Below are 17,040 nucleotides of genomic sequence, written 5' to 3'. Positions count from 1 at the left end.
GTCGGGTTCACTTCCTACGGTTCGCCGCATGACCACCGACATCGACGCGATCAAGCAGGTCATCGCCACCGTCGAGCACTCCCAGAACACCGAGAACCCCGACGAGTTCCTCGCCCTCTTCCGCCCCGACGCGATCTGGACCACCGGCCACGGCAAGCGCCTCTTCGGCCTCGACGAGATCTCCGCGTTCACCCGCCAGGTGCTTCCCGGCGGGATGAAGGACGCGTCGGTCACGTTCGAGCTCGAACACGTCCTGTTCATCCGGCCCGACGTCGCCGCCGTCAAGGTGCGGCAGATCTATCGCACCGCCGAGGGACCCGACGTCGGCACCCCGCTGTGGGTGCTGGCCAAGGAGGACGGGCGGTGGCTCCTGACCGCCTGCCAGAACACCGCCGCCCCCAGCGACGAACCCACCCGCCCGATCTTCGACCCTCGTACAACCACTGGCCACTCAACCCTCACACAGGAGGCTTAGCGTCTGGCGCGCCAGCTCACCGCGTTGGGGAAGGACCACGTCATGCGCATGGTCGCTCTGCTCACGTCGGCTTTGACCGCGGCCGCACTGGTCACGGCCGCGCCTGCGGCGCAGGCCACGGAAGGCGTCACACTCGACTTCCTCGGTGCGACGGTCCTCCCCAACGCACTGCAATTCCAGGGGACGACAGTCGGCGGACTGTCCGCGATCAGCTATGACGCCCGCACGGGCCAGTACTTCCTGATCAGCGACGACCGCTCCGCGAAGAACCCGGCGCGCTTCTACACCGCGCGCATCGCGGTCTCGACGTCCGGCGCCCCGAAGGTCGCGCTCACCAGCACCAAGCCATGGCTGCAGAAGGACGGCACGGTGTTCCCGCCGACGGCGGGCACCACTGTCGCGCCCGACCCCGAAGGCCTCGCGGTCGACCCGCGCTCCGGAAAGCTGTTCTGGAGCAGCGAAGGTGAGCGGATCGTGCCGGCCACGGGCGCGCCCACGATCGGCCAGCCCTGGATCCGCGTCGCCTCTCGTGACGGCGCCTACCGCGGTGACGTCGAACTGCCGAAGCAGTTCACGATCACCGCCGAGCAGAAAGGCCCGCGCCAGAACCAGGTGCTCGAGGGCCTGTCGTTCACCCCCGACGGCCGCCGCCTCTACGCCGGCATCGAGGACCCGCTCTTCCAGGACGGCCCGGTGCCCACCCCCACCAAGGGTGCGCTCACCCGGATCACCGAGTTCGACCCGAAGACGCGCAAGCCGGTCGCCCAGTTCGCGTACCCACTGGAGAAGCTGTTCGCGATGCCGCCGAACGCCGACTCCACCGACACCAACGGCCTCACCGACGTGCTCGCGCTCGGCAACGGCACGCTGCTGATCACCGAGCGGGCGTCGATCTTCCAGACCAACAACTGGAAGGTGCGTCTCTACCTCGCGGACACCTCCGGCGCGACGAACGTCCTGGGCCAGGACACGATCTCGGGCACCCCGATGCGCAAGAAGCTGCTGCTCGACCTCTCCGATGTGCCCGACCTCAAGCTGGACAACTTCGAGGGCGCGACGCTCGGCCCGCGCCTGCCCGACGGTCGCCGCAGCCTGATCCTCGTCACCGACGACAACTTCAACACGGCCGAGATCACCGAGTTCACCGCGTTTGCGATCTCGGGTGTCTAACGCCGACCAACCGGTCCGACAGATGGCAATCGTGGCGTGTCTCGTCGGCGCGATCGTCCCGCTGCTGCTGCTCGTCTGGTCCGAGAGCGGCGCGGTCGTCGTCGCTCTGGCGCTGTTCGCAGTTCTGCTGATCGGGCCGGTGCTGCTCGACCGGCGCATGGTCGACCTCGACCGCGCCAACCGCCTCGCCCGCGCCTGGGTGCGCAGCGACCCGGATCCCGAGCAGGTCGCGCTGCTGGCCCGCGGCCCGGGGCGGGTCGCTGATCCGATCCGCGCGTGGCGGGCGCTGGCCCGCGCGGGTCTGCTGCGCCGTCGTTCCTTCTATTCGACGTTCGGCCTCGCGTCGTCGCCGGTGAACACGCTGCCGACGGTGTACGGCGGTGCGTTGCTCGGCGCCGGATTCGGCCTGGTCAGTGCCGTGGCCGTCGTGGTGATCGGCGCGTTACGTTCGCAGTCGCCGTCGCTGGCGGCGTTGTCGGTCGCCGGGATCATGCTGCTGTTCGCCGGTGTCGAGTTCGTCGCGCGCTGGGCCGCGATCCGGGCCGGCGAGCGGCTGGCCTGGCTCGACGTCGAAGATCCCCGGACGCTCGCCGGGCGCCGCGCGCTGCACCTGCTGGCGTCCGCGCCGGAGGACATCCGGGAGACCTACCGCGGCACGCTGGCCTACCCGGCGCTCGTGACCCCGGCGTCCTGGGACGAGTACCGCCAGTCGGTGCTCGCGGGGCGTCGCGCTCACGCCCCCGACTGAGCGCCGATCCCGTCGAGCACGCAGGCGAGCCCCCGCTCGAACCGGTCGTCGGGACCGAAGTCCTCCGCCTCGTGCACCATCCGGCGCAGGTGCGGATAACCATCGATGACCTGCTGCAGGTACGGGTACACCTCGTCGGGCGTGCGCTGCCGGGTCTGCGTCTCCGCGGTTTCTCGGGCCACGGCGCCGAGCACGTAGGCCAGGAGCGTCTCGACCGCGCTGCTCGCTGCCGTCGGATCGTCGGTGAGGCCGGCCGCCGCGGCGAGCGTGCGCTCGTGGTGGGTGAGCGCGTTCGGGCCGAGCGAGGGGCGCCCGGAGAGCTCCGGGCCCAGCCAGGCATGGCGGAGCATCAGCGCACGCCGGTTGCGGGCCACGGCGGTCAGGTCCGCGCGCCAGTCTCCGGTCGCCACCGGCGGGAGCGCCTCGCCGAGGACGACGTCGACCATGCGGTCGAGAATCTCCTCGCGGCTCTCGAGGATCCGGTAGAGCGACGCCGTGCCGGACCGCAGCGCGGCTGCGATCCGACGCATCGACACCGCCGGGAGCCCTTCCTCGTCGGCAATTTCGATCGCCGTAGTGATGACCTGCGCCAGGTCCGGGGCGCCACCGCGGCGGACCGGCGCCGGCTTGAGCCACGTCAACATGGCTACAGTGTAGCCAACTCTGGCTACAGTGTAGCCATGGACGACTTACTCAGCCGGTATTACGCCGCCGTGGACGACAAATGCCTCACTACCGAGATCGTGGCGGCGACGTTCATACCCGACGGCTTCATCCGCCGACCCGACGGCTCCGAACTCAGGGGCCACGAGGTGATCCTCGAAGAGCAGACCGAAAGCTTCGCGCGCTTCCGGGCGACCCACCACATGCTCACGAACTTCCTGGTCGAGCAGGAGGGTGACACGGCTCGGATCCGCGCCAACCTGCAGGCCACGCACATCTGGAACCCCGAACTGAACGATCCGCTCGAGCTCAACACCCACTTCGTCGGCGGTGGTGTGCTCACCGCGGTCGCGGCCCGCACACCGGACGGCTGGCGTCTGCGCGAGATGGGGATGCGCCTGGTGTTCCGCACCGGCTCGGTCTTGCCGATGCTCAAGCGCATGCGTCGCTAACCGGACGCCCCCGTCCACTTGGCTACAGTGAGAGCGGTGACCGACGGTTCGACTCAGTCCCTGCGCTCCGACGCCCGCGACAACCGTGACCGCATCCTCGAGGTCGCCCGCGCGGTGTTCGCCACCGAGGGCCTCGACGTGCCGATGCGCGAGATCGCCCGCCGGGCCGGCGTCGGCCCAGCCACGCTCTACCGGCGGTTCCCGACGAAGGAGTCGCTGGTCACCGAGGCGTTCGAGGAGCAGATGCGCGCCTGCGGCGCCATCGTGGACGAGGGCGCCGCCGACCCGGACCCGTGGCGCGGCTTCTGCACGGTGATCGAGAAGATCTTCGACCTGCACGCCCGCGACCGCGGCTTCACCGCCGCGTTCATCTCCGCCTATCCCCACGCGATCGACTTCACCGAAGGCCGTGCCTACGCGCTGACGACGATGGGGGCACTGGCCCGCCGCGCCAAGGAGGCCGGCCGCCTCCGCCAGGACTTCGTCATCGACGACCTGATCCTCGTCCTGATGGCCAACGGCGGCATCCAGGCCAAGTCCCCGGCCGCCCGGATCGCGGCCTCGCACCGCTTCGCCGAACTAGCGATCCGCGGCTTCGCGACCACGCCGCTCCGACCGATCAGGCCGTCAAAGGCGCGTGCGCACTCATCGTGCTCGTCAGCCTGATCGACCTGGCAGTCCGGGTTCACCGCCTGAGCGTGGCCGCCGCCCTCACTCGCTAATGCAAACGATCTCTTGCGCAAAGGTTCGTTTGCATTAGACTCACCGTGTGCCACCCGATCTCGACCTGGCCTTCGCGGCCCTCGCCGATCCCGTCCGCCGCGCGCTGGTCGGTCGCCTCGCCCTGAGCGAGGCGACCGTCAGCGAACTCGCCGAACCGTTCGACCTGACCCACCAGGCGATCTCCCACCACGTCGGTGTCCTGCGCCGGTCCGGCCTGGTCGAGCAGCGCCGGGAAGGCACCCGGCGCCCCTGCCGGCTCAGAGCCGACGAGCTTTCCGCGCTCGGCACCTGGATCGACGAACAACGCCGCATCTGGGACGACCGGATCGACGCCCTGGAACGGCACCTCGGTGACCAGTGACGAACTGATCGCCCGGCGTCGACTGCACGCGGCCCCCGAGCGCGTCTGGACCGCGTTCACGACACCGGCCGGCATCGCGGCGTTCTGGGGTGGTTCCCACGCCACTGTGCCGCCCGGTTCCGTGAGCGTCGACTTGCGTCCGGGCGGCGAGTTCTCGCTCGACACCCGCGCACCCGACGGCAGGAGCCACGGACTCCGGTTCGTCTACGTCAGCCTCACGCAGCCGTCCGAACTCGTCTTCGACGAGCCCGTCACCGGCCTGCGCACGACGGTCAGCATCCGGACGGCCGGCGGCGGCACGGATCTCACCGTGCACCAGCGCCACCTACCGCCGGAGCTCCGGACCACCCAGGCAGCCGACGGGCTCGCCTCGATCCTCGAAGCCCTCGCCACCCACCTGGGAGAAACGTGATGAGCCAACGCGACCTCGTCCTCGAGTACTTCGACGCCTTCCGCGCGAGCGACCACCCCCGAATCCTCGCGACTCTCAGCGACGACGTGGAGTGGGTCATCCACGGCGCGCGAACCACGAACGGCAAAGCCGAATTCGACGACGAGATCGAGAACCCCGCGTTCACCGGAAGCCCCGAGCTCGACGTCCAGCGCGTCTTCGAGGACGGGCCGGTCGTCGTCGTCACCGGCGAGGGCCGCGGCGCCCTGAAGGACCAGGGCCCCTTCCGCTTCGCGTTCAACGACCTGTTCACGTTCCGCGAGGGCCTCATCGCCCGCGTCGACTCGTACGTGGTCCCGCTGCCCTAAGCCGCCACGCGCCGATAGCAGCGCGTCGCCCAGGTCAGCGTCACGACGGTCAGGACACCGATGACCGCGACACCGAGCCCGACCCGGGACAGGTCCACAACCCCGTCCGACAGCGCCCGCGACGCCTGCACCGCGTAGTACAGCGGATCGACGTGCGCGAGCCCGCGCAGCCAGCCCGGCGCCAGCGACAACGGCAGCAGCACGCCGGAGAGCAGCGTCAACGGCAACTGCAGGCCGGTGACGACGGCCGCGAGCCCGCCGATGTCGCGGAAGATCAACCCCAGCGCGCTCGACCACGCCGACGTCGTCGCGGTCACGAAACAGAGCAACACCAACAGGCCGACGACGCCGGGAACCGACGGTGAGTACCCGAACGGCACCGCGATCAGCACGACGATCACCGCCGGCAGCAGGAACGCCACGACGTCACGCAGCACCCCACCGATGAGCAGCGCGAACCGACTCGCCGGCGTCACCCGGAGACGCTCCACAACGCCGGTCTGCAGTTCCGCGATCACGCCCCAGCCGGCCCCCATCCCGGAGCTGAACGCCAGCAGCGCCAGCAGGCCGGGCATGAACACGTCCAGCACCTCACCGCGCGGGAACGCCGGCCCACCGGCCAGCCGATCGAGCAGCGGCGCGAACAGCAGCAGGTAGAGCAACGGCGTGGTGAGCCCGGCGACCACCCAGACCGGCTGCCGGATCGTCTCGAGCATCTTGCGCCACCACAGCAGTCCGATGTGCGTCATGCGGCGTCCCGCAGCGCGTGCCCGGTGACCTGCAGGAACACCTCGTCCAACGACGGTTCGGTCAGGGCCAACGCCGCCAGTTCGATTCCCGCGCCACCCAGCACGTCCAGCAGCTTGGGCAACGTCTCGGCGCCGTCCGGAACGGCCAACCGCAACACCTCCCCGTCGAGCACCACGTCCCGCACGAACGGTTGCGCGTCCAGCAGCGTCCGGACCGCGGACACGTCCCCCCGTGGCCGCAGCGTCACGGTGTCACCGGCCAGCTGCGACTTCAGCGCCCGCGGCGACCCTTCCGCTACCACTCGCCCGGCGTCGACGATCGCCAGCCGGTCGGCGAGCGCGTCCGCCTCCTCCAAGTAGTGCGTGGTCAGCACGATCGTCGTGCCTTCGGCACGCAGAGCACGCAACTGCTCCCACAGGTTCGCCCGGTTCTGCGGATCCAGGCCCGTCGTCGGCTCGTCCAGAAAGAGCACCTGTGGACGATGGGCAAGCCCCAACGCGATCTCCAGGCGCCGACGCTGACCGCCCGAGTACGTGCTGACCCGGCGATCGATGAACGCACCCAGCGCCAACGCGTCGATCAGCTCGTCGGCGCGGCTCCGGACGTCGGCCTTCGAGGCGCCGTAGAGCCTGCCCTGCAGCAGCAGGTTCTCCCGGCCGGTCGCCGGAAGGTCGGCCCCACCGGCCTGACCCACGTACCCGATTCGGCGCCGCACCGTGCGGGGATCGCGCGCGACGTCCGTTCCCGCGACGACAGCGGTCCCCGCGTCGATCGGCAGCAGTGTCGTGAGCATGCGCAGCGTCGTGGTCTTGCCGGCGCCGTTCGGGCCGAGCAGCCCGAACAGCTCACCGGCGGCGACGTGGAGGTCGAGGCCACGAACGGCCTCCACGCCCGGAAACGATTTGCGTAAGTCGTGCACTTCGATGACGTCAGCCATGCGAGCCACTATCAACCGGCCAAGGAACATTGTCAATCATTCAGTTGATTACTCGCTGCCTAGGATGGCGGGGTGCCCCGTCGATCCCCCGACCCCGAAGAGCGCCAACGCGACGCCGACCGGTCGCGCGAGCGCCTGCTGGCCGCCGCGGCCGACGAGTTCGCCGCGGTGGGCTACGCCGGCGCCCGGGTGAGTTCGATCGCGTCCCGCGCCGGGCTGAACCCACAGCTGATCAGCTACTACTTCGGCGGCAAGGCCGGTCTCTACCGGGCGTTGGGTGAACGCTGGCTGGCGTTCGAGGAGACGCTCGAGCCCGAGTCGAAGGACCTGCCGGAACTCATCGCCGCGTACACCCGGTCCGCGCTCGAGGATCCGCGCGGCGCACGACTCCTGCTCTGGAACGGCCTCAACAACACCGACGAGGAGTTCTCCGCCCAACCGGACGACGCGTCGGCGATGACGAAGCGCCAGAACGAGGGCGAAATCGCTGACGACCTCGACCCGCGCCTCGTTCAGCTGGCGCTGATGGGTGCGAGCCTCGCGCCGATCGCGCTCCCCCAGGTGCTCCAGCGCCTCACCGGCGAGAACCCGGACGACCCGGAGTTCAAAGAGCGCTACCTGGAAGTGGTTCGCCGCCTGACCGAGCGCCTACGCTGAGAACCGTTCACGATCGGACAGCGAAGATGTCGGCCACGGCGTGGCCCCGGTCGCGGCCGCGAGCCTCGTACTTCGTGACCGGCCGCCACTCCGGGCGCTCCACCGGCCCGCCGTGCTCCACCTCGAGGCCGGGTTCGGCCGACAGCACCGCCACCATCTGCTGGGCGTAGTGCTCCCAGTCGGTGGCGCAGTGCAGCCGGCCACCCGGCGCGAGCCGGTCCGCGACCAGCGCCGCGAACCCGGCGTCGACCAGCCGGCGCTTGTGGTGCCGCGCCTTCGGCCACGGGTCGGGGAAGTACAGCCGGATCCCCGCCAGGCTCCCGGACGGAATCCGCTGCGCCAACAGCTTCGCCCCGTCGCCGTTGTGCACCCGCACGTTGGCGAGTTCCCGCTCGTGCACGCCGCGCAGCAACGCGCCGACGCCAGGCGTGTGCACGTCGGCGGCGATCAGATCGGTGCCCGGGTCGGCCTGGGCCATCTCGAGCGTCGTTCCGCCCATGCCGAACCCGATTTCCAGCACCACCGGCGCTTCCCGGCCGAAGAGCGCGGCCAGATCGATCGGCCCGTCGCCCTCCGGTACCGCGAACCGGTCGGCCAGCGTGCCGAGCGCCAGCGCCTGACCAGGGGTGATGCGCCCTCTACGAAGCTTGTAGGTCTGGGGCGCAGAGTTGACGGTCACGCCCCATTGTGCGTCATCCTTTCCAGGCAGAACTGGCGGAAGGTGGTGGGGGTGCTGTTCTCCGGCGTCCGGCGGACGCCGTGGTCGAGGCCGTTGTTCTTGGCCAGCGCCATGTCGATCCGCCCCTGGATCATGGCCGCGTCCGACGTGCCGGGAACCTGCTGTTCGTAGCGCACCGGGCGGCCGAGCACCTCCGACATGATCGCGGCCAGCTGGTCGTAGGTGAGGTCCTCGGGGCCGAGTACCGGCACCTCGGCGAAGCCGGTCCACGCGTCGTCGCGCAGGAGACGCGCGGCGACCGCGGCGATGTCCCTGGTCGCCACGATGGGTGCCGGGTTGTCGGGCAGGTTCGGGCCGCGGAACACGCCGTGTTCGGTGATCGAGTCGAGTTGCCGCAGCGTGTTCTCCATGAACGAGGGTGCGGTCAAGGCCCGGTACGGGACGCCGGTGGCCGCGATCAGGTCGTCCATGGCCAGCGACGCGGTGACGTAACCGGCCTGACCGGCGACGGCAGTGCCGCGGCCCAACGCCGACACCGCGACCACCCGGCCGGCGTCGCGCAGCGCCCCGAGCACCGGGCGCGCGAAGCCCGAGTAGGCGTCGTCCACGCTCGCCGCCTGCTGGTTCGGCGGTACGAGCCAGAAAACCGCGTCGGCCCCCGCGAACGCCTTCTGCGCGACGTCGGGATCGCCGTGGGAACCACGCACGACCTCCACCCGCTCGGCCACCTCCGGCGTGAGCCGGGCCGGGTCCCGCACGACGACCCGCACCGAGGCATCCGCTGCCAATAGATCCTTGACGACCTGTCCGCCGATCTGACCGGTCGGAGCAGTAACAACGATTGTCATGACTCGAGTGTTTGCCGGTCGGGCGCGAATCGGAAAGACCGATCGCCTCTCGATTGATACCGTGGTGATATGAGTGACCTCGAGACCCGGCAGCTGCGCTACTTCGTGGCGGTGGCCGAGGAGTGCCACTTCGGGCGTGCTGCCGAGCGGCTCGGGATGGCCCAGCCGCCGCTGTCCCGCGCGATCCGCGACCTCGAACGGCAGCTCGGCGTCCAGTTGCTGGTCCGCACGACGCGCCAGGTCGCGCTCACCCCGGCCGGGGAAACGTTGCTGGCGGACGCCCGCGCGGCCCTGGAGGCGGTGGGCGCTGCCGAGCGTCGCGCCCGCAGCGCCGGTCGGCCGCAGCCCACGCTCCGGCTGGCCCTCAAAGCTGACTACGACGGTGGTCTGCTGCCGAAAATTCTCGATGCGTACGACGTTCTGCCGGTGGAGTTGCTGCTCGGCGGGCGTGACGAGCAGGTGCCGGCGTTGCGCGACGGGCGGGCCGACGTCGGGATCATGCCGATGCCGTCCGACGACCGCGGACTGGACTGCGAGCCGCTGCTGACCGGACCGAAGTTGGTGGCGGTCGCGGCGACCGACCCATTGGCGGCTCGGACGTCACTGCGGCTGTCGGATCTCGTCGGGCGGGTCCTTCCGGACGGCACCCCCGCCGAGAAAGGCGGCATGGACCCGGCGCCGTCCGGCACCCGGTACCGGGACCTGTCGCAGATCTTCAACCTGGTCGAGGTCGGCGGCAACGTGTGGTTCCTGCCGGAGTGGGTGGCCCGGCGCTTCCCCCGCCCGGACCTGACCTACCTGCCGGTGGAGGACCTGGACCCGGTGACGCTGGTCGTGGCCTGGCCGTCCGAATCCCGCTCGACGGCCGTGGCCACGTTCGTGCGAGTGGCCAAGGAGCTCGCGAGTTCTCAGAGGCTGTGGGCGTCGATGTCGCCGTAGGCGGTGGTCGCGTGGATCGCGAGCCCGGCGGTGCCGTCGTTCTTGAGCGAGTTGCTGACCCGGCCGGAGGACGTACCGGCGTCGAGGGAAGCCGAGACCCCGGCGGCCACACCGACCGAGATCCCACCGGCCTCGGTGCGGAGCACGACAGTGCCGCTCGCCGCCTCGGTGACGCGGATGTCACCCTTGGCCGCGCGGATCTCCGCCGAGCCGTTCAGGCGGCCGACCTCGACGTCGCCGGCCAGCGTGGTGATCCGGACGTTGGCGGCTTCGTCGACCTTGATCGAGCCGCGCGAGCTCTCGTAGGTGACGTCGCCGAACGCGCCGACGGCCCGGAAGTCGGCGCTGGCCGCGGTGGCCTCGATCCGAGAGCCGACGGGCACCTGGACGGTCACCTCGATGGTGCCGGAGGGGCCGAAGAACTGGTCCTTCGCCGCCGTGACGATGCGGAGGACCCCGTCGCCGAACTCGACGCTGGTCTGCTCGGCCACCTTCACGTCGCGGTCTTTCGCGGCGTTCGCGGGCCGGACCTCGACGGTGGTGTCGGCCCGGTCGGCGGCGACGAACTGGATGCGACCGGCGGGGATCGTGAGGAGGGCGGCGATCGGGGCGGGGGTGGCGAAGGTCTGCATTGTTCTCTCCCATGTTTGACGTTCCGGTGTTTCCGACAACGCAAACGCTACGTTGCATTCACGATCTCAGCAACAAATTCGTTGCGTGGGAACCACGAAACTGCAGCTCAAGATGCTAAGATCGTTGCACTGGACGTAATTTCAATGCAACGTGCCGTTGCGCTGGATCAGAAGTGAACGCAATTGCGAGGAGGCGCTCGTGCCGGCAGGCAGGCTCGACCAGCAGGAACGGCAGCAGATCGCGTCAGGTCTGGCCGACGGGCTGGCTTACGCGGAGATCGCCCGCCGGCTCGACCGTCCGACGTCGACGATCACGCGCGAGGTGATGCGCAACGGCGGCCCCACCGCGTACCGGGCCGACCTCGCCCACCTCGCCACCGAACGCCGGACCCACCAGCGCAGGCAGACCAGGCCTCGCGGGGCACAGTCGCCGCCGCAACTCGACGGGCGCGACGCTCGCGCGGTGCGGGACTACGAGGACATGTGGACGGCCGTCCTCGTGCAGCAGGGCCTGCCCAAGATGATGTCCCGGGTGCTGGCCTGCCTCTACACCACCGACGCGGGCAGCCTCACCGCGTCCGAGCTCGTCCAGCGGCTCGGGGTCAGCCCGGCGTCGATCTCGAAGGCGATCACGTTCCTGGAGAGCCAGGACCTCGTCCGGCGGGAGCCCGACGAACGCCGACGGGAGCGTTACGTCGTCGATCCGGAGCTCTGGTACCAGTCGACGATCGCCAGCGCTCGGGCCAACGACCAGCTCATCGAAGTCGCGCGGCAGGGCGCCGCGGTTCTCGGCCCCGGTACCCCGGCCGCCGTGCGTCTCGAGAACACCGCGCGCTACCTGCAGTTCGTCAGCGAGGGTCTGCTCCGCGCGGCCGAGCAGGCTCGCGAGGTGCTTCGCGAGGTGCGTACACAACCTGAGTGAACGGCCACGCCTCGGCCAGCCACTGCGTCACCCGCTCGTACAGCGGCCGGTCGAGTTCGGCGCGCGACTCCCGCACCCACGACCGGACGGACGCCTCGCCCGGGCCGCCACCCGGGTAGATGTAGACGCAGCCGATCACGTCGTCGCCGTCGAGCACGGTATAGGTGAAGCCGACGCGGTTGCGGAAGTCCGCCGCGTGCCGGGCCAGGTCGCCGTGGTTCTCCGCGAGCGTCATCGGCTTCGGCCAGCCCCAGTTCGCGAACCCGGGCGTCTGTGCGATGTGTTCCATGCTCGAGGTCCAGGCCTCGTAGTCACGCTCGTTGTGCTCGACGTCGAGCGGGACGAGCCGGAACCCCTCGCCCACGCATTCGCGCGGCGGTTCGAAGTGGTCGGGCACGAAGTCTGTCATCGCAGGACCAGCGTAAGTCCGCCGGCGTGCAGGTGGAGGAAGAAGCCCCTCGGGCTGCCGGCGAACAGGAACGTCACGTGGTCGGCTTCCAGCACCTGGAACATCGTCGTTCTGGTCGAGGCCTGGCCGGACGGGCACGGGATCGGCTCACCGTCGAGGTTCCGGAAGCGCAGGATGTTCGCTTTCTCGGCCATCGACCCCGAGAACTCCCCGCACCCACCCGAGCCGACCACCCGCCGCCCGTCGAATTGCAGGTACGCGGTGTAGGTCCTCGGCCCCGGAATGGTCTTGCCCGTATCCGTGACGACGTGGTCGAGTACCCACCGCGTCCCATGAAACGGCTTCGGATCGATCGAATACGTAGGATGCCCAACCGGCCTCGGTGTCAACGTCGCCGAAGCCGACGGACGCCCCGCCGAAGCCGACGGGGCCGGCGAAGTCGCCGCAAACGCCGGCGACGGAACGGACGCCGGCGCGTCGGCGGTGCAGCCGGCGGCGGAGAGCATCAACGCAGCGACGAGCAGCGAGCGAGTCATGGCCCTTGGACGCCAGCGCCCCCACCCGGGTTCCGGTCACCGACCATCACGCGGCTGTAGCCCAGCACCCGCCGACGCTTCAGCTCGAGCCCCAGACCCTCGGCGGTCTCCACCAGGTCGATTTCCTGAACCACACCGAACCCGTGCCGCTCCAACAGCGCCGCCATCTCCGCCGGCGTCCACAGCGACTTCCACGGCTCGTTCCGGAACACACTCGCCCGCCCGGTCGACAGCGCCAACACGGTCGAAATCACGCGCCCGAACGTCACCGCCCGTCCCGGCAGCCCGACTCGTGCCCGGCGGCAGCCAACGCGTCCGGCAGCGAGTCCGAGCGGAAGTCGACCGGCACGTACACCGGCGGCTGCCCGGACAACTCCTCCGCGCGTTCACGCTTGTCCCGCTGGCTCGCCGGCTGGTCCACTTCGAATACGACCGGCGCCGGAAGCCGCCACGCCCGCCCGTCCAGCCCGGCTCCCAGGATGACCAACTGCGACGCGGAGCACTCGCGCACGGCGTCGTCGATCACGACCGTGCGGGGAATCATCATCTCGGCGGTCGCCAGCACCGTCTCGTAGTCGACGCGTTCCCGCCACGCGGCGGGAACCGTACCGTCGCGGACCCGCTGCACGGCTTCGCGCTCGTCGGGGCGCAGCAGAATCATCGCGGTCGGATCCGCGAATCGGCCCGGTGCGAGGCGGCCGTCGGCCGCGGCGCGGCCTTGACAGACCTGCACCGCGGTCCGGCTCGGTTGTGCCGTCACACGAGCGACGCTAGTCCCAGCACGAGGAGGCTTTCGGCGGAGTCCACGATCGTGGACTCGGTGGCTCGGGGTTGCCAGCCGAGCTCGTTGCGGGCGCGGTCGTTGTGGATGGTCGGGCGGGGCAGGTCGTCGCCCGGGGCCTCCTCGGTGGGTGCCTTCGCGGCGCCCAGGCGCTCGCGCAGTACGGCGGCCACGCCGAGGAAGCTCGTCGTCGGGCCGTCGGCGACGGCCAGGAACCGCTTGCCGGCGGCGTCGGGCGCCGCCATCGCGCGGACGTGCAGGTCAGCGACGTCACGCACGTCGACGACGCCCATCCGTGCCCGCGGCGCGACCGGCATCGTCCCCTCCAGGAGCCCCTTGATCAGGTACATCGACGAACCCAGGCGCGTGGTCAGCGTCGGCCCGAGGATGAAGGTCGGGTTGACGACGACCAGCTCGGTGTCGCCGCCTTCCTTCTCGACGAAGTCCCACGCCGCCCGCTCGGCGACCGCCTTGGAGCGCGGGTACGCCGGCAGGCCGGGCATGTCGGGGTCGGTCCAGTCCGCTTCGCTGAACTCGGCACCCGGCTTGGGGGTGTAGCCGATCGCGGCGAACGACGACGTCAGCACCACCCGCCGGGCTCCGGCGTCACGGGCGGCTCGCAGGACGCGCAGTGTGCCCTCGCGGGCGGGAACGATCAGGTCGTCGGGGTCGTCGGGCTGGGCGACCGGGATCGGCGACGCCACGTGGTGCACCTCGTCGCACCCGTCGACGGCGGCGCGCCACCCGTCGTCCGCATCCAAGGACGCAGTGACCACGTGCAGGCGCGCACCATCGGCGTCACCACGACGCACGGCGGCGCGCAGTTCCGCCTCGGCCGAAGCCGAGCGGACCGTGGTGCGCACCTCACGACCGGACCGCAACAACGCAGCGACCAGCTGCGTACCGACGTAGCCGGATCCACCGGTAACCAGAACTGTGCTCATGAGCGGATACAACGCCAGTGCACACACCCCAGCCAGCAGCCCCGCTGTCCTGGGACTCCCAGGGCTAGTTCCGAGGCGCCTGCCCCGGCTGGTAGCTCCCCGCCGGCATCCGGACCATCACGTTCATCCGGTTGAACGTGTTGATCAGCGCGATGCCGGCCACCAGGGCCAGCAACTGCTCCTCGTCGTAGTACTTGGCAGCGTTGGCCCACACCTCGTCGGACACCCCACCCGCAGCGTCGGCGATGCGGGTGCCCTGCTCGGTCAGTTCCAGCGCCGCGCGCTCGGCGTCGGTGAACACCGTGGCCTCGCGCCACACCGCCACCAGGTGGAGGCGCTGGTGCGTCTCACCGGCGGCCAGGGCGTCCTTGGTGTGCATGTCGGTGCAGAATCCGCAGCCGTTGATCTGGCTCGCCCGGAGCTTGACCAGCTCCATCGTGGCTACGGGCACTGCCGCGTCCTCGAGGGCCCGCCCCGCGGACACCAGGTGCTTGATGAGCTTCCCCGCGAGCGGGCTTCCGAAAAGGTTCAATCGAGCGTCCATGCCCACCAGACACCGACCCCCGGCCGGGTGTGACACCCTCACCGGAACTGCTGCGCCACGCTTTCGAGCCGGTCGTGGTACTCGCCCCACTCGTAGTCCGCCGGCAGGTTGTCCCCGGGCGCCCGCCGCCCCACGGCCCCGTCGACGAGCTCGCGCAGGATGTCCGCGTGGCCGGCGTGCCGGTGCACCTCCGCGGTCACGTGCACCAGCACCCGGTGCAGCGTCACCGTCCGCCGGTCCGGCCCCCACCACGGCACCTCACCGACGGCGTTCAGCTCCAGAGCGTCGATAGTGGCATTGGCGTGTGCTTGAACGCGCCGGTAGAGACCGACGATCGCGTCCCGCGACTCCTCGGCCGTCGCCCACATGTCGGCGTTCTCCGCGGCGTCGTCGGCGTCGATCCAGGGCAGGTGCTCGAAGGGGCGGCCGAACGTCGCTCCGAAGTACCCGGATTCCACACCCGCCATGTGCTTGACCAGGCCCAGCAGGTTGGTGCCGGTGGGTACCAGCGGTCGGCGGACGTCGTACTCGGACGCGCCGTCCAGCTTGAACAGCAGCGCGTCGCGGCCTTCGTTCAAGTAGGCGAGGAGGTCTGCTTTCACGTCGACGAGCATGCACTATGGAGCGCATGCCGGAGCCGATGTTCGACCACCCGCGGTTGGTCGGCGTCTACGACGCCTTCGAAGGCGAACGGCACGATCTGGACGCCTACGAGCTGCTCGTCGAGGAGCTGGGCGCGGCGCGGATCCTCGACGTGGGCTGCGGCACCGGCGTCTTCGCGGCCCGGCTGGCCGCCACCGGCAAGCGCGTCACCGGCCTGGATCCGGCGGCCGGCTCGATCCGGTTCGCCCGGGACCGGCCCGCCGGCGAGCTCGTCCACTGGATCCGCGGCGATCTGCAGGACGTCCACGACAGCGGTTTCGACCTGGCGACAATGACCGGCAACGTCGCGCAGGCCATCGTCGACCCGAACAAGTGGAACCGCACCCTGACGGGCGTGCGCCGGGTACTGCGGCCCGGCGGGTACCTGGTGTTCGAGACCCGGGACCCGGCGCAGCGCGCGTGGGAGCTCTGGACGTCCGAGCTGACCGACCGCACCGTCGACGTCGAGGGCGTCGGCCCGGTGCGCACGTGGACCGAGGTGGTCGACCTCGCAGGTCCGCTGCTCACGTTCCGGGTGACCTGGGTGTTCCCGGACGCCGCGGTCCTGACCTCCCACTCCACGCTGCGCTTCCGCACCCGCCGCGAGGTCGAGTCGTCCCTGAACACGCACGGCTACGAACTACTCGAGGTCCGCGACGCCCCCGACCGTCCCGGCCTCGAGTGGGTGTTCCTGGCGCAGCGGCCTTAGGAGTGCGCAGCAGCCAGCGGGCCACTCTCGAACGGTTCGAGGCCTCTGGACCGAAGCGCCGACACCATCTCATCAGCCAGTTCGCGGTGGCCGCCGAGAGACGGGTGGATACCGTCGCCGCTGATCATTTTCGGATTGAGCCACGTCGACGTGTTGATGAAAGTTGCACCAACATTAGCGGCGATAGCTTCGATTACAGCACGCTCCTGACGCAACGCCTCGGGCGGATTGTCGTTCTGCCAGAAAGGCGCCAGTAGGAACATCTTCGCGTCAGGAAAGGCCTCATGCAGAGCTCGCAGGTACCTCGACGCAGCGGTCGCGAAGTTGCTCTCGAAACCCGCTACCTCTAGGTCGTTTCGACCGCCCGACACGACGATGTAATCGGCCAGATACTGACTCCGCGTGCGAGCCAAACGTTTGATGTAGGGAGCGAAGTCGGTGGAGTTCTCGCGTCCGTCGGCAAGGTAGCCCGTACCCCCTTCCGCATCTATGTTGCATATCCAGCCCATTTGATCGGCGGCCAGTCGAGCGAAAGTCTGACTACCCTTTACTCCGATATGCCCTGCTGTGTAGCTGTCTCCGATGAACAACACTGTCGGCCGCGCCCTAGGTTCCGCCGACAACGGTTCCCGTGCGGTGTCCGGCGTGGAATAGGGCGGAGGCGCCGAGTGACCATCGAACAATACGACGGCGACCACAACCACAGAAACGAGCGCAAGCAACATCGCGACGTAATGCCGTACGTCCAAGAATCTCATGA

The 17,040-nt window shown here is 69.8% G+C and carries 26 protein-coding genes; 12 read left to right on the top strand and 14 right to left on the bottom strand.

Annotated elements, in window-relative coordinates; genetic code table 11:
• Positions 1–28: 28 nt before the first annotated feature.
• Genes ACGFY5_RS38680 through ACGFY5_RS38670 form a run of 3 tightly spaced genes read left to right on the top strand, consistent with a single transcriptional unit; the run spans position 29 to position 2,393 of the window.
• Complete coding sequence (locus tag ACGFY5_RS38680) at positions 29–475, top strand: SgcJ/EcaC family oxidoreductase (protein ID WP_392728749.1); 447 nt, start codon at positions 29–31, stop codon at positions 473–475.
• Positions 476–517: 42 nt separating this feature from the next.
• Positions 518–1,645 carry an esterase-like activity of phytase family protein gene (locus ACGFY5_RS38675; protein WP_392728746.1) on the top strand — a complete coding sequence of 376 codons (1,128 nt, stop codon included), beginning with the start codon at positions 518–520 and terminating at the stop codon, positions 1,643–1,645.
• Positions 1,646–1,667: 22 nt separating this feature from the next.
• Positions 1,668–2,393, top strand: coding sequence for a hypothetical protein (locus tag ACGFY5_RS38670; RefSeq protein ID WP_392728744.1), 726 nt, complete (start codon positions 1,668–1,670; stop codon positions 2,391–2,393).
• Here ACGFY5_RS38670 and ACGFY5_RS38665 read toward each other — a convergent pair.
• Complete coding sequence (locus tag ACGFY5_RS38665) at positions 2,378–3,037, bottom strand: TetR/AcrR family transcriptional regulator C-terminal domain-containing protein (RefSeq protein ID WP_392728742.1); 660 nt, start codon at positions 3,035–3,037, stop codon at positions 2,378–2,380. The genes ACGFY5_RS38670 and ACGFY5_RS38665 overlap by 16 nt on opposite strands.
• Before the next feature lie 36 nt (positions 3,038–3,073).
• Here ACGFY5_RS38665 and ACGFY5_RS38660 point away from each other — a divergent pair, with 36 nt between their 5' ends.
• The 5 genes from ACGFY5_RS38660 to ACGFY5_RS38640 all read left to right on the top strand — a co-directional run bounded on the left by ACGFY5_RS38660 (position 3,074) and on the right by ACGFY5_RS38640 (position 5,351).
• Positions 3,074–3,508 carry a nuclear transport factor 2 family protein gene (locus ACGFY5_RS38660; protein ID WP_392728739.1) on the top strand — a complete coding sequence of 145 codons (435 nt, stop codon included), beginning with the start codon at positions 3,074–3,076 and terminating at the stop codon, positions 3,506–3,508.
• 36 nt (positions 3,509–3,544) lie between these two features.
• Positions 3,545–4,174, top strand: coding sequence for a TetR/AcrR family transcriptional regulator (locus tag ACGFY5_RS38655; RefSeq protein WP_392728737.1), 630 nt, complete (start codon positions 3,545–3,547; stop codon positions 4,172–4,174).
• Positions 4,175–4,277: 103 nt separating this feature from the next.
• Positions 4,278–4,592, top strand: a complete 315-nt coding sequence (locus tag ACGFY5_RS38650; protein ID WP_392728736.1) for an ArsR/SmtB family transcription factor — start codon at positions 4,278–4,280, stop codon at positions 4,590–4,592.
• The gene (locus ACGFY5_RS38645; protein WP_392728734.1) at positions 4,582–5,004 is read left to right on the top strand and encodes an SRPBCC domain-containing protein; all 423 of its coding nucleotides are present in this window, start codon (positions 4,582–4,584) and stop codon (positions 5,002–5,004) included. The genes ACGFY5_RS38650 and ACGFY5_RS38645 overlap by 11 nt, the downstream gene beginning before the upstream one ends.
• Positions 5,004–5,351, top strand: coding sequence for a nuclear transport factor 2 family protein (locus ACGFY5_RS38640; protein ID WP_392728732.1), 348 nt, complete (start codon positions 5,004–5,006; stop codon positions 5,349–5,351). Before ACGFY5_RS38645 ends, ACGFY5_RS38640 begins: the two co-directional genes overlap by 1 nt.
• Here the strand turns inward: ACGFY5_RS38640 and ACGFY5_RS38635 are convergent.
• A complete protein-coding gene (locus ACGFY5_RS38635) occupies positions 5,348–6,100 on the bottom strand; it encodes an ABC transporter permease (protein WP_392728730.1) in 753 nt (250 codons plus the stop codon). The genes ACGFY5_RS38640 and ACGFY5_RS38635 overlap by 4 nt on opposite strands.
• The gene (locus ACGFY5_RS38630; RefSeq protein ID WP_392728728.1) at positions 6,097–7,038 is read right to left on the bottom strand and encodes an ATP-binding cassette domain-containing protein; all 942 of its coding nucleotides are present in this window, start codon (positions 7,036–7,038) and stop codon (positions 6,097–6,099) included. Before ACGFY5_RS38630 ends, ACGFY5_RS38635 begins: the two co-directional genes overlap by 4 nt.
• 72 nt (positions 7,039–7,110) lie before the next feature.
• On the opposite strand from ACGFY5_RS38630, the gene ACGFY5_RS38625 reads away from it, so the two are divergent.
• Positions 7,111–7,695, top strand: coding sequence for a TetR/AcrR family transcriptional regulator (locus ACGFY5_RS38625; RefSeq protein ID WP_392728726.1), 585 nt, complete (start codon positions 7,111–7,113; stop codon positions 7,693–7,695).
• A 7-nt stretch (positions 7,696–7,702) separates the two neighbouring features.
• On the opposite strand, the gene trmB is transcribed toward ACGFY5_RS38625, so the two are convergent.
• A complete protein-coding gene (trmB, locus tag ACGFY5_RS38620; protein ID WP_392728724.1) occupies positions 7,703–8,374 on the bottom strand; it encodes a tRNA (guanosine(46)-N7)-methyltransferase TrmB in 672 nt (223 codons plus the stop codon).
• A complete protein-coding gene (locus tag ACGFY5_RS38615) occupies positions 8,371–9,222 on the bottom strand; it encodes an NAD(P)H-binding protein (protein ID WP_392728722.1) in 852 nt (283 codons plus the stop codon). Before ACGFY5_RS38615 ends, trmB begins: the two co-directional genes overlap by 4 nt.
• A gap of 69 nt (positions 9,223–9,291) precedes the next feature.
• Between ACGFY5_RS38615 and ACGFY5_RS38610 the strand changes: the two genes are divergently transcribed.
• Positions 9,292–10,161 (top strand): LysR family transcriptional regulator, encoded by an 870-nt coding sequence (locus tag ACGFY5_RS38610; protein ID WP_392728719.1) that lies wholly within the window; start codon positions 9,292–9,294, stop codon positions 10,159–10,161.
• Here ACGFY5_RS38610 and ACGFY5_RS38605 read toward each other — a convergent pair.
• Complete coding sequence (locus tag ACGFY5_RS38605; protein ID WP_392728718.1) at positions 10,131–10,793, bottom strand: DUF4097 family beta strand repeat-containing protein; 663 nt, start codon at positions 10,791–10,793, stop codon at positions 10,131–10,133. The two genes, ACGFY5_RS38610 and ACGFY5_RS38605, sit on opposite strands and share 31 nt — an antisense overlap.
• A gap of 199 nt (positions 10,794–10,992) precedes the next feature.
• On the opposite strand from ACGFY5_RS38605, the gene ACGFY5_RS38600 reads away from it, so the two are divergent.
• Positions 10,993–11,715, top strand: coding sequence for a helix-turn-helix domain-containing protein (locus tag ACGFY5_RS38600; RefSeq protein WP_392728716.1), 723 nt, complete (start codon positions 10,993–10,995; stop codon positions 11,713–11,715).
• Here ACGFY5_RS38600 and ACGFY5_RS38595 read toward each other — a convergent pair.
• From ACGFY5_RS38595 to ACGFY5_RS38565, 7 genes are all read right to left on the bottom strand, one after another.
• Complete coding sequence (locus ACGFY5_RS38595) at positions 11,642–12,124, bottom strand: N-acetyltransferase (protein ID WP_392728713.1); 483 nt, start codon at positions 12,122–12,124, stop codon at positions 11,642–11,644. The two genes, ACGFY5_RS38600 and ACGFY5_RS38595, sit on opposite strands and share 74 nt — an antisense overlap.
• Positions 12,121–12,660 carry an META domain-containing protein gene (locus tag ACGFY5_RS38590; protein ID WP_392728710.1) on the bottom strand — a complete coding sequence of 180 codons (540 nt, stop codon included), beginning with the start codon at positions 12,658–12,660 and terminating at the stop codon, positions 12,121–12,123. Before ACGFY5_RS38590 ends, ACGFY5_RS38595 begins: the two co-directional genes overlap by 4 nt.
• Positions 12,657–12,914, bottom strand: coding sequence for a hypothetical protein (locus ACGFY5_RS38585; RefSeq protein ID WP_392728708.1), 258 nt, complete (start codon positions 12,912–12,914; stop codon positions 12,657–12,659). Before ACGFY5_RS38585 ends, ACGFY5_RS38590 begins: the two co-directional genes overlap by 4 nt.
• An 11-nt stretch (positions 12,915–12,925) precedes the next feature.
• A complete protein-coding gene (locus ACGFY5_RS38580; RefSeq protein WP_392728705.1) occupies positions 12,926–13,420 on the bottom strand; it encodes a class I SAM-dependent methyltransferase in 495 nt (164 codons plus the stop codon).
• Positions 13,417–14,385, bottom strand: a complete 969-nt coding sequence (locus ACGFY5_RS38575) for an NAD-dependent epimerase/dehydratase family protein (RefSeq protein WP_392728702.1) — start codon at positions 14,383–14,385, stop codon at positions 13,417–13,419. Before ACGFY5_RS38575 ends, ACGFY5_RS38580 begins: the two co-directional genes overlap by 4 nt.
• Positions 14,386–14,449: 64 nt before the next feature.
• Positions 14,450–14,929: a carboxymuconolactone decarboxylase family protein gene (locus ACGFY5_RS38570; protein WP_392728699.1), complete on the bottom strand. Its 480-nt coding sequence runs from the start codon at positions 14,927–14,929 to the stop codon at positions 14,450–14,452.
• Between the two features lie 38 nt (positions 14,930–14,967).
• The gene (locus ACGFY5_RS38565; RefSeq protein ID WP_392728697.1) at positions 14,968–15,543 is read right to left on the bottom strand and encodes a DinB family protein; all 576 of its coding nucleotides are present in this window, start codon (positions 15,541–15,543) and stop codon (positions 14,968–14,970) included.
• A 14-nt stretch (positions 15,544–15,557) separates the two neighbouring features.
• On the opposite strand from ACGFY5_RS38565, the gene ACGFY5_RS38560 reads away from it, so the two are divergent.
• Positions 15,558–16,280: a class I SAM-dependent methyltransferase gene (locus tag ACGFY5_RS38560; protein WP_392728694.1), complete on the top strand. Its 723-nt coding sequence runs from the start codon at positions 15,558–15,560 to the stop codon at positions 16,278–16,280.
• Here ACGFY5_RS38560 and ACGFY5_RS38555 read toward each other — a convergent pair.
• Positions 16,277–17,038: an SGNH/GDSL hydrolase family protein gene (locus ACGFY5_RS38555; RefSeq protein ID WP_392728691.1), complete on the bottom strand. Its 762-nt coding sequence runs from the start codon at positions 17,036–17,038 to the stop codon at positions 16,277–16,279. The two genes, ACGFY5_RS38560 and ACGFY5_RS38555, sit on opposite strands and share 4 nt — an antisense overlap.
• Between the last annotated feature and the right edge of the window lie 2 nt (positions 17,039–17,040).

The organism is Cryptosporangium sp. NPDC048952 (genome assembly GCF_043197895.1).
GTDB lineage: Bacteria > Actinomycetota > Actinomycetes > Mycobacteriales > Cryptosporangiaceae > Cryptosporangium.
This window is presented reverse-complemented; position numbering and strand designations above follow the sequence as displayed.

What these genes read in the sequence shown, in the direction of transcription:
- ACGFY5_RS38560 (WP_392728694.1), top strand. Translation starts at nt 15,558, where the DNA reads ATGCCGGAGCCGATGTTCGACCACCCGCGGTTGGTCGGCGTCTACGAC.
- ACGFY5_RS38595 (WP_392728713.1), bottom strand. Translation starts at nt 12,124, where the DNA reads ATGACAGACTTCGTGCCCGACCACTTCGAACCGCCGCGCGAATGCGTG.
- ACGFY5_RS38610 (WP_392728719.1), top strand. Translation starts at nt 9,292, where the DNA reads ATGAGTGACCTCGAGACCCGGCAGCTGCGCTACTTCGTGGCGGTGGCC.
- ACGFY5_RS38615 (WP_392728722.1), bottom strand. Translation starts at nt 9,222, where the DNA reads ATGACAATCGTTGTTACTGCTCCGACCGGTCAGATCGGCGGACAGGTC.
- ACGFY5_RS38630 (WP_392728728.1), bottom strand. Translation starts at nt 7,038, where the DNA reads ATGGCTGACGTCATCGAAGTGCACGACTTACGCAAATCGTTTCCGGGC.
- ACGFY5_RS38570 (WP_392728699.1), bottom strand. Translation starts at nt 14,929, where the DNA reads ATGGACGCTCGATTGAACCTTTTCGGAAGCCCGCTCGCGGGGAAGCTC.
- ACGFY5_RS38605 (WP_392728718.1), bottom strand. Translation starts at nt 10,793, where the DNA reads ATGCAGACCTTCGCCACCCCCGCCCCGATCGCCGCCCTCCTCACGATC.
- ACGFY5_RS38575 (WP_392728702.1), bottom strand. Translation starts at nt 14,385, where the DNA reads ATGAGCACAGTTCTGGTTACCGGTGGATCCGGCTACGTCGGTACGCAG.
- ACGFY5_RS38565 (WP_392728697.1), bottom strand. Translation starts at nt 15,543, where the DNA reads ATGCTCGTCGACGTGAAAGCAGACCTCCTCGCCTACTTGAACGAAGGC.
- ACGFY5_RS38635 (WP_392728730.1), bottom strand. Translation starts at nt 6,100, where the DNA reads ATGACGCACATCGGACTGCTGTGGTGGCGCAAGATGCTCGAGACGATC.
- ACGFY5_RS38590 (WP_392728710.1), bottom strand. Translation starts at nt 12,660, where the DNA reads ATGACTCGCTCGCTGCTCGTCGCTGCGTTGATGCTCTCCGCCGCCGGC.
- ACGFY5_RS38680 (WP_392728749.1), top strand. Translation starts at nt 29, where the DNA reads ATGACCACCGACATCGACGCGATCAAGCAGGTCATCGCCACCGTCGAG.
- ACGFY5_RS38675 (WP_392728746.1), top strand. Translation starts at nt 518, where the DNA reads ATGCGCATGGTCGCTCTGCTCACGTCGGCTTTGACCGCGGCCGCACTG.
- ACGFY5_RS38665 (WP_392728742.1), bottom strand. Translation starts at nt 3,037, where the DNA reads ATGTTGACGTGGCTCAAGCCGGCGCCGGTCCGCCGCGGTGGCGCCCCG.
- ACGFY5_RS38640 (WP_392728732.1), top strand. Translation starts at nt 5,004, where the DNA reads ATGAGCCAACGCGACCTCGTCCTCGAGTACTTCGACGCCTTCCGCGCG.
- ACGFY5_RS38670 (WP_392728744.1), top strand. Translation starts at nt 1,668, where the DNA reads ATGGCAATCGTGGCGTGTCTCGTCGGCGCGATCGTCCCGCTGCTGCTG.
- ACGFY5_RS38660 (WP_392728739.1), top strand. Translation starts at nt 3,074, where the DNA reads ATGGACGACTTACTCAGCCGGTATTACGCCGCCGTGGACGACAAATGC.
- ACGFY5_RS38555 (WP_392728691.1), bottom strand. Translation starts at nt 17,038, where the DNA reads ATGAGATTCTTGGACGTACGGCATTACGTCGCGATGTTGCTTGCGCTC.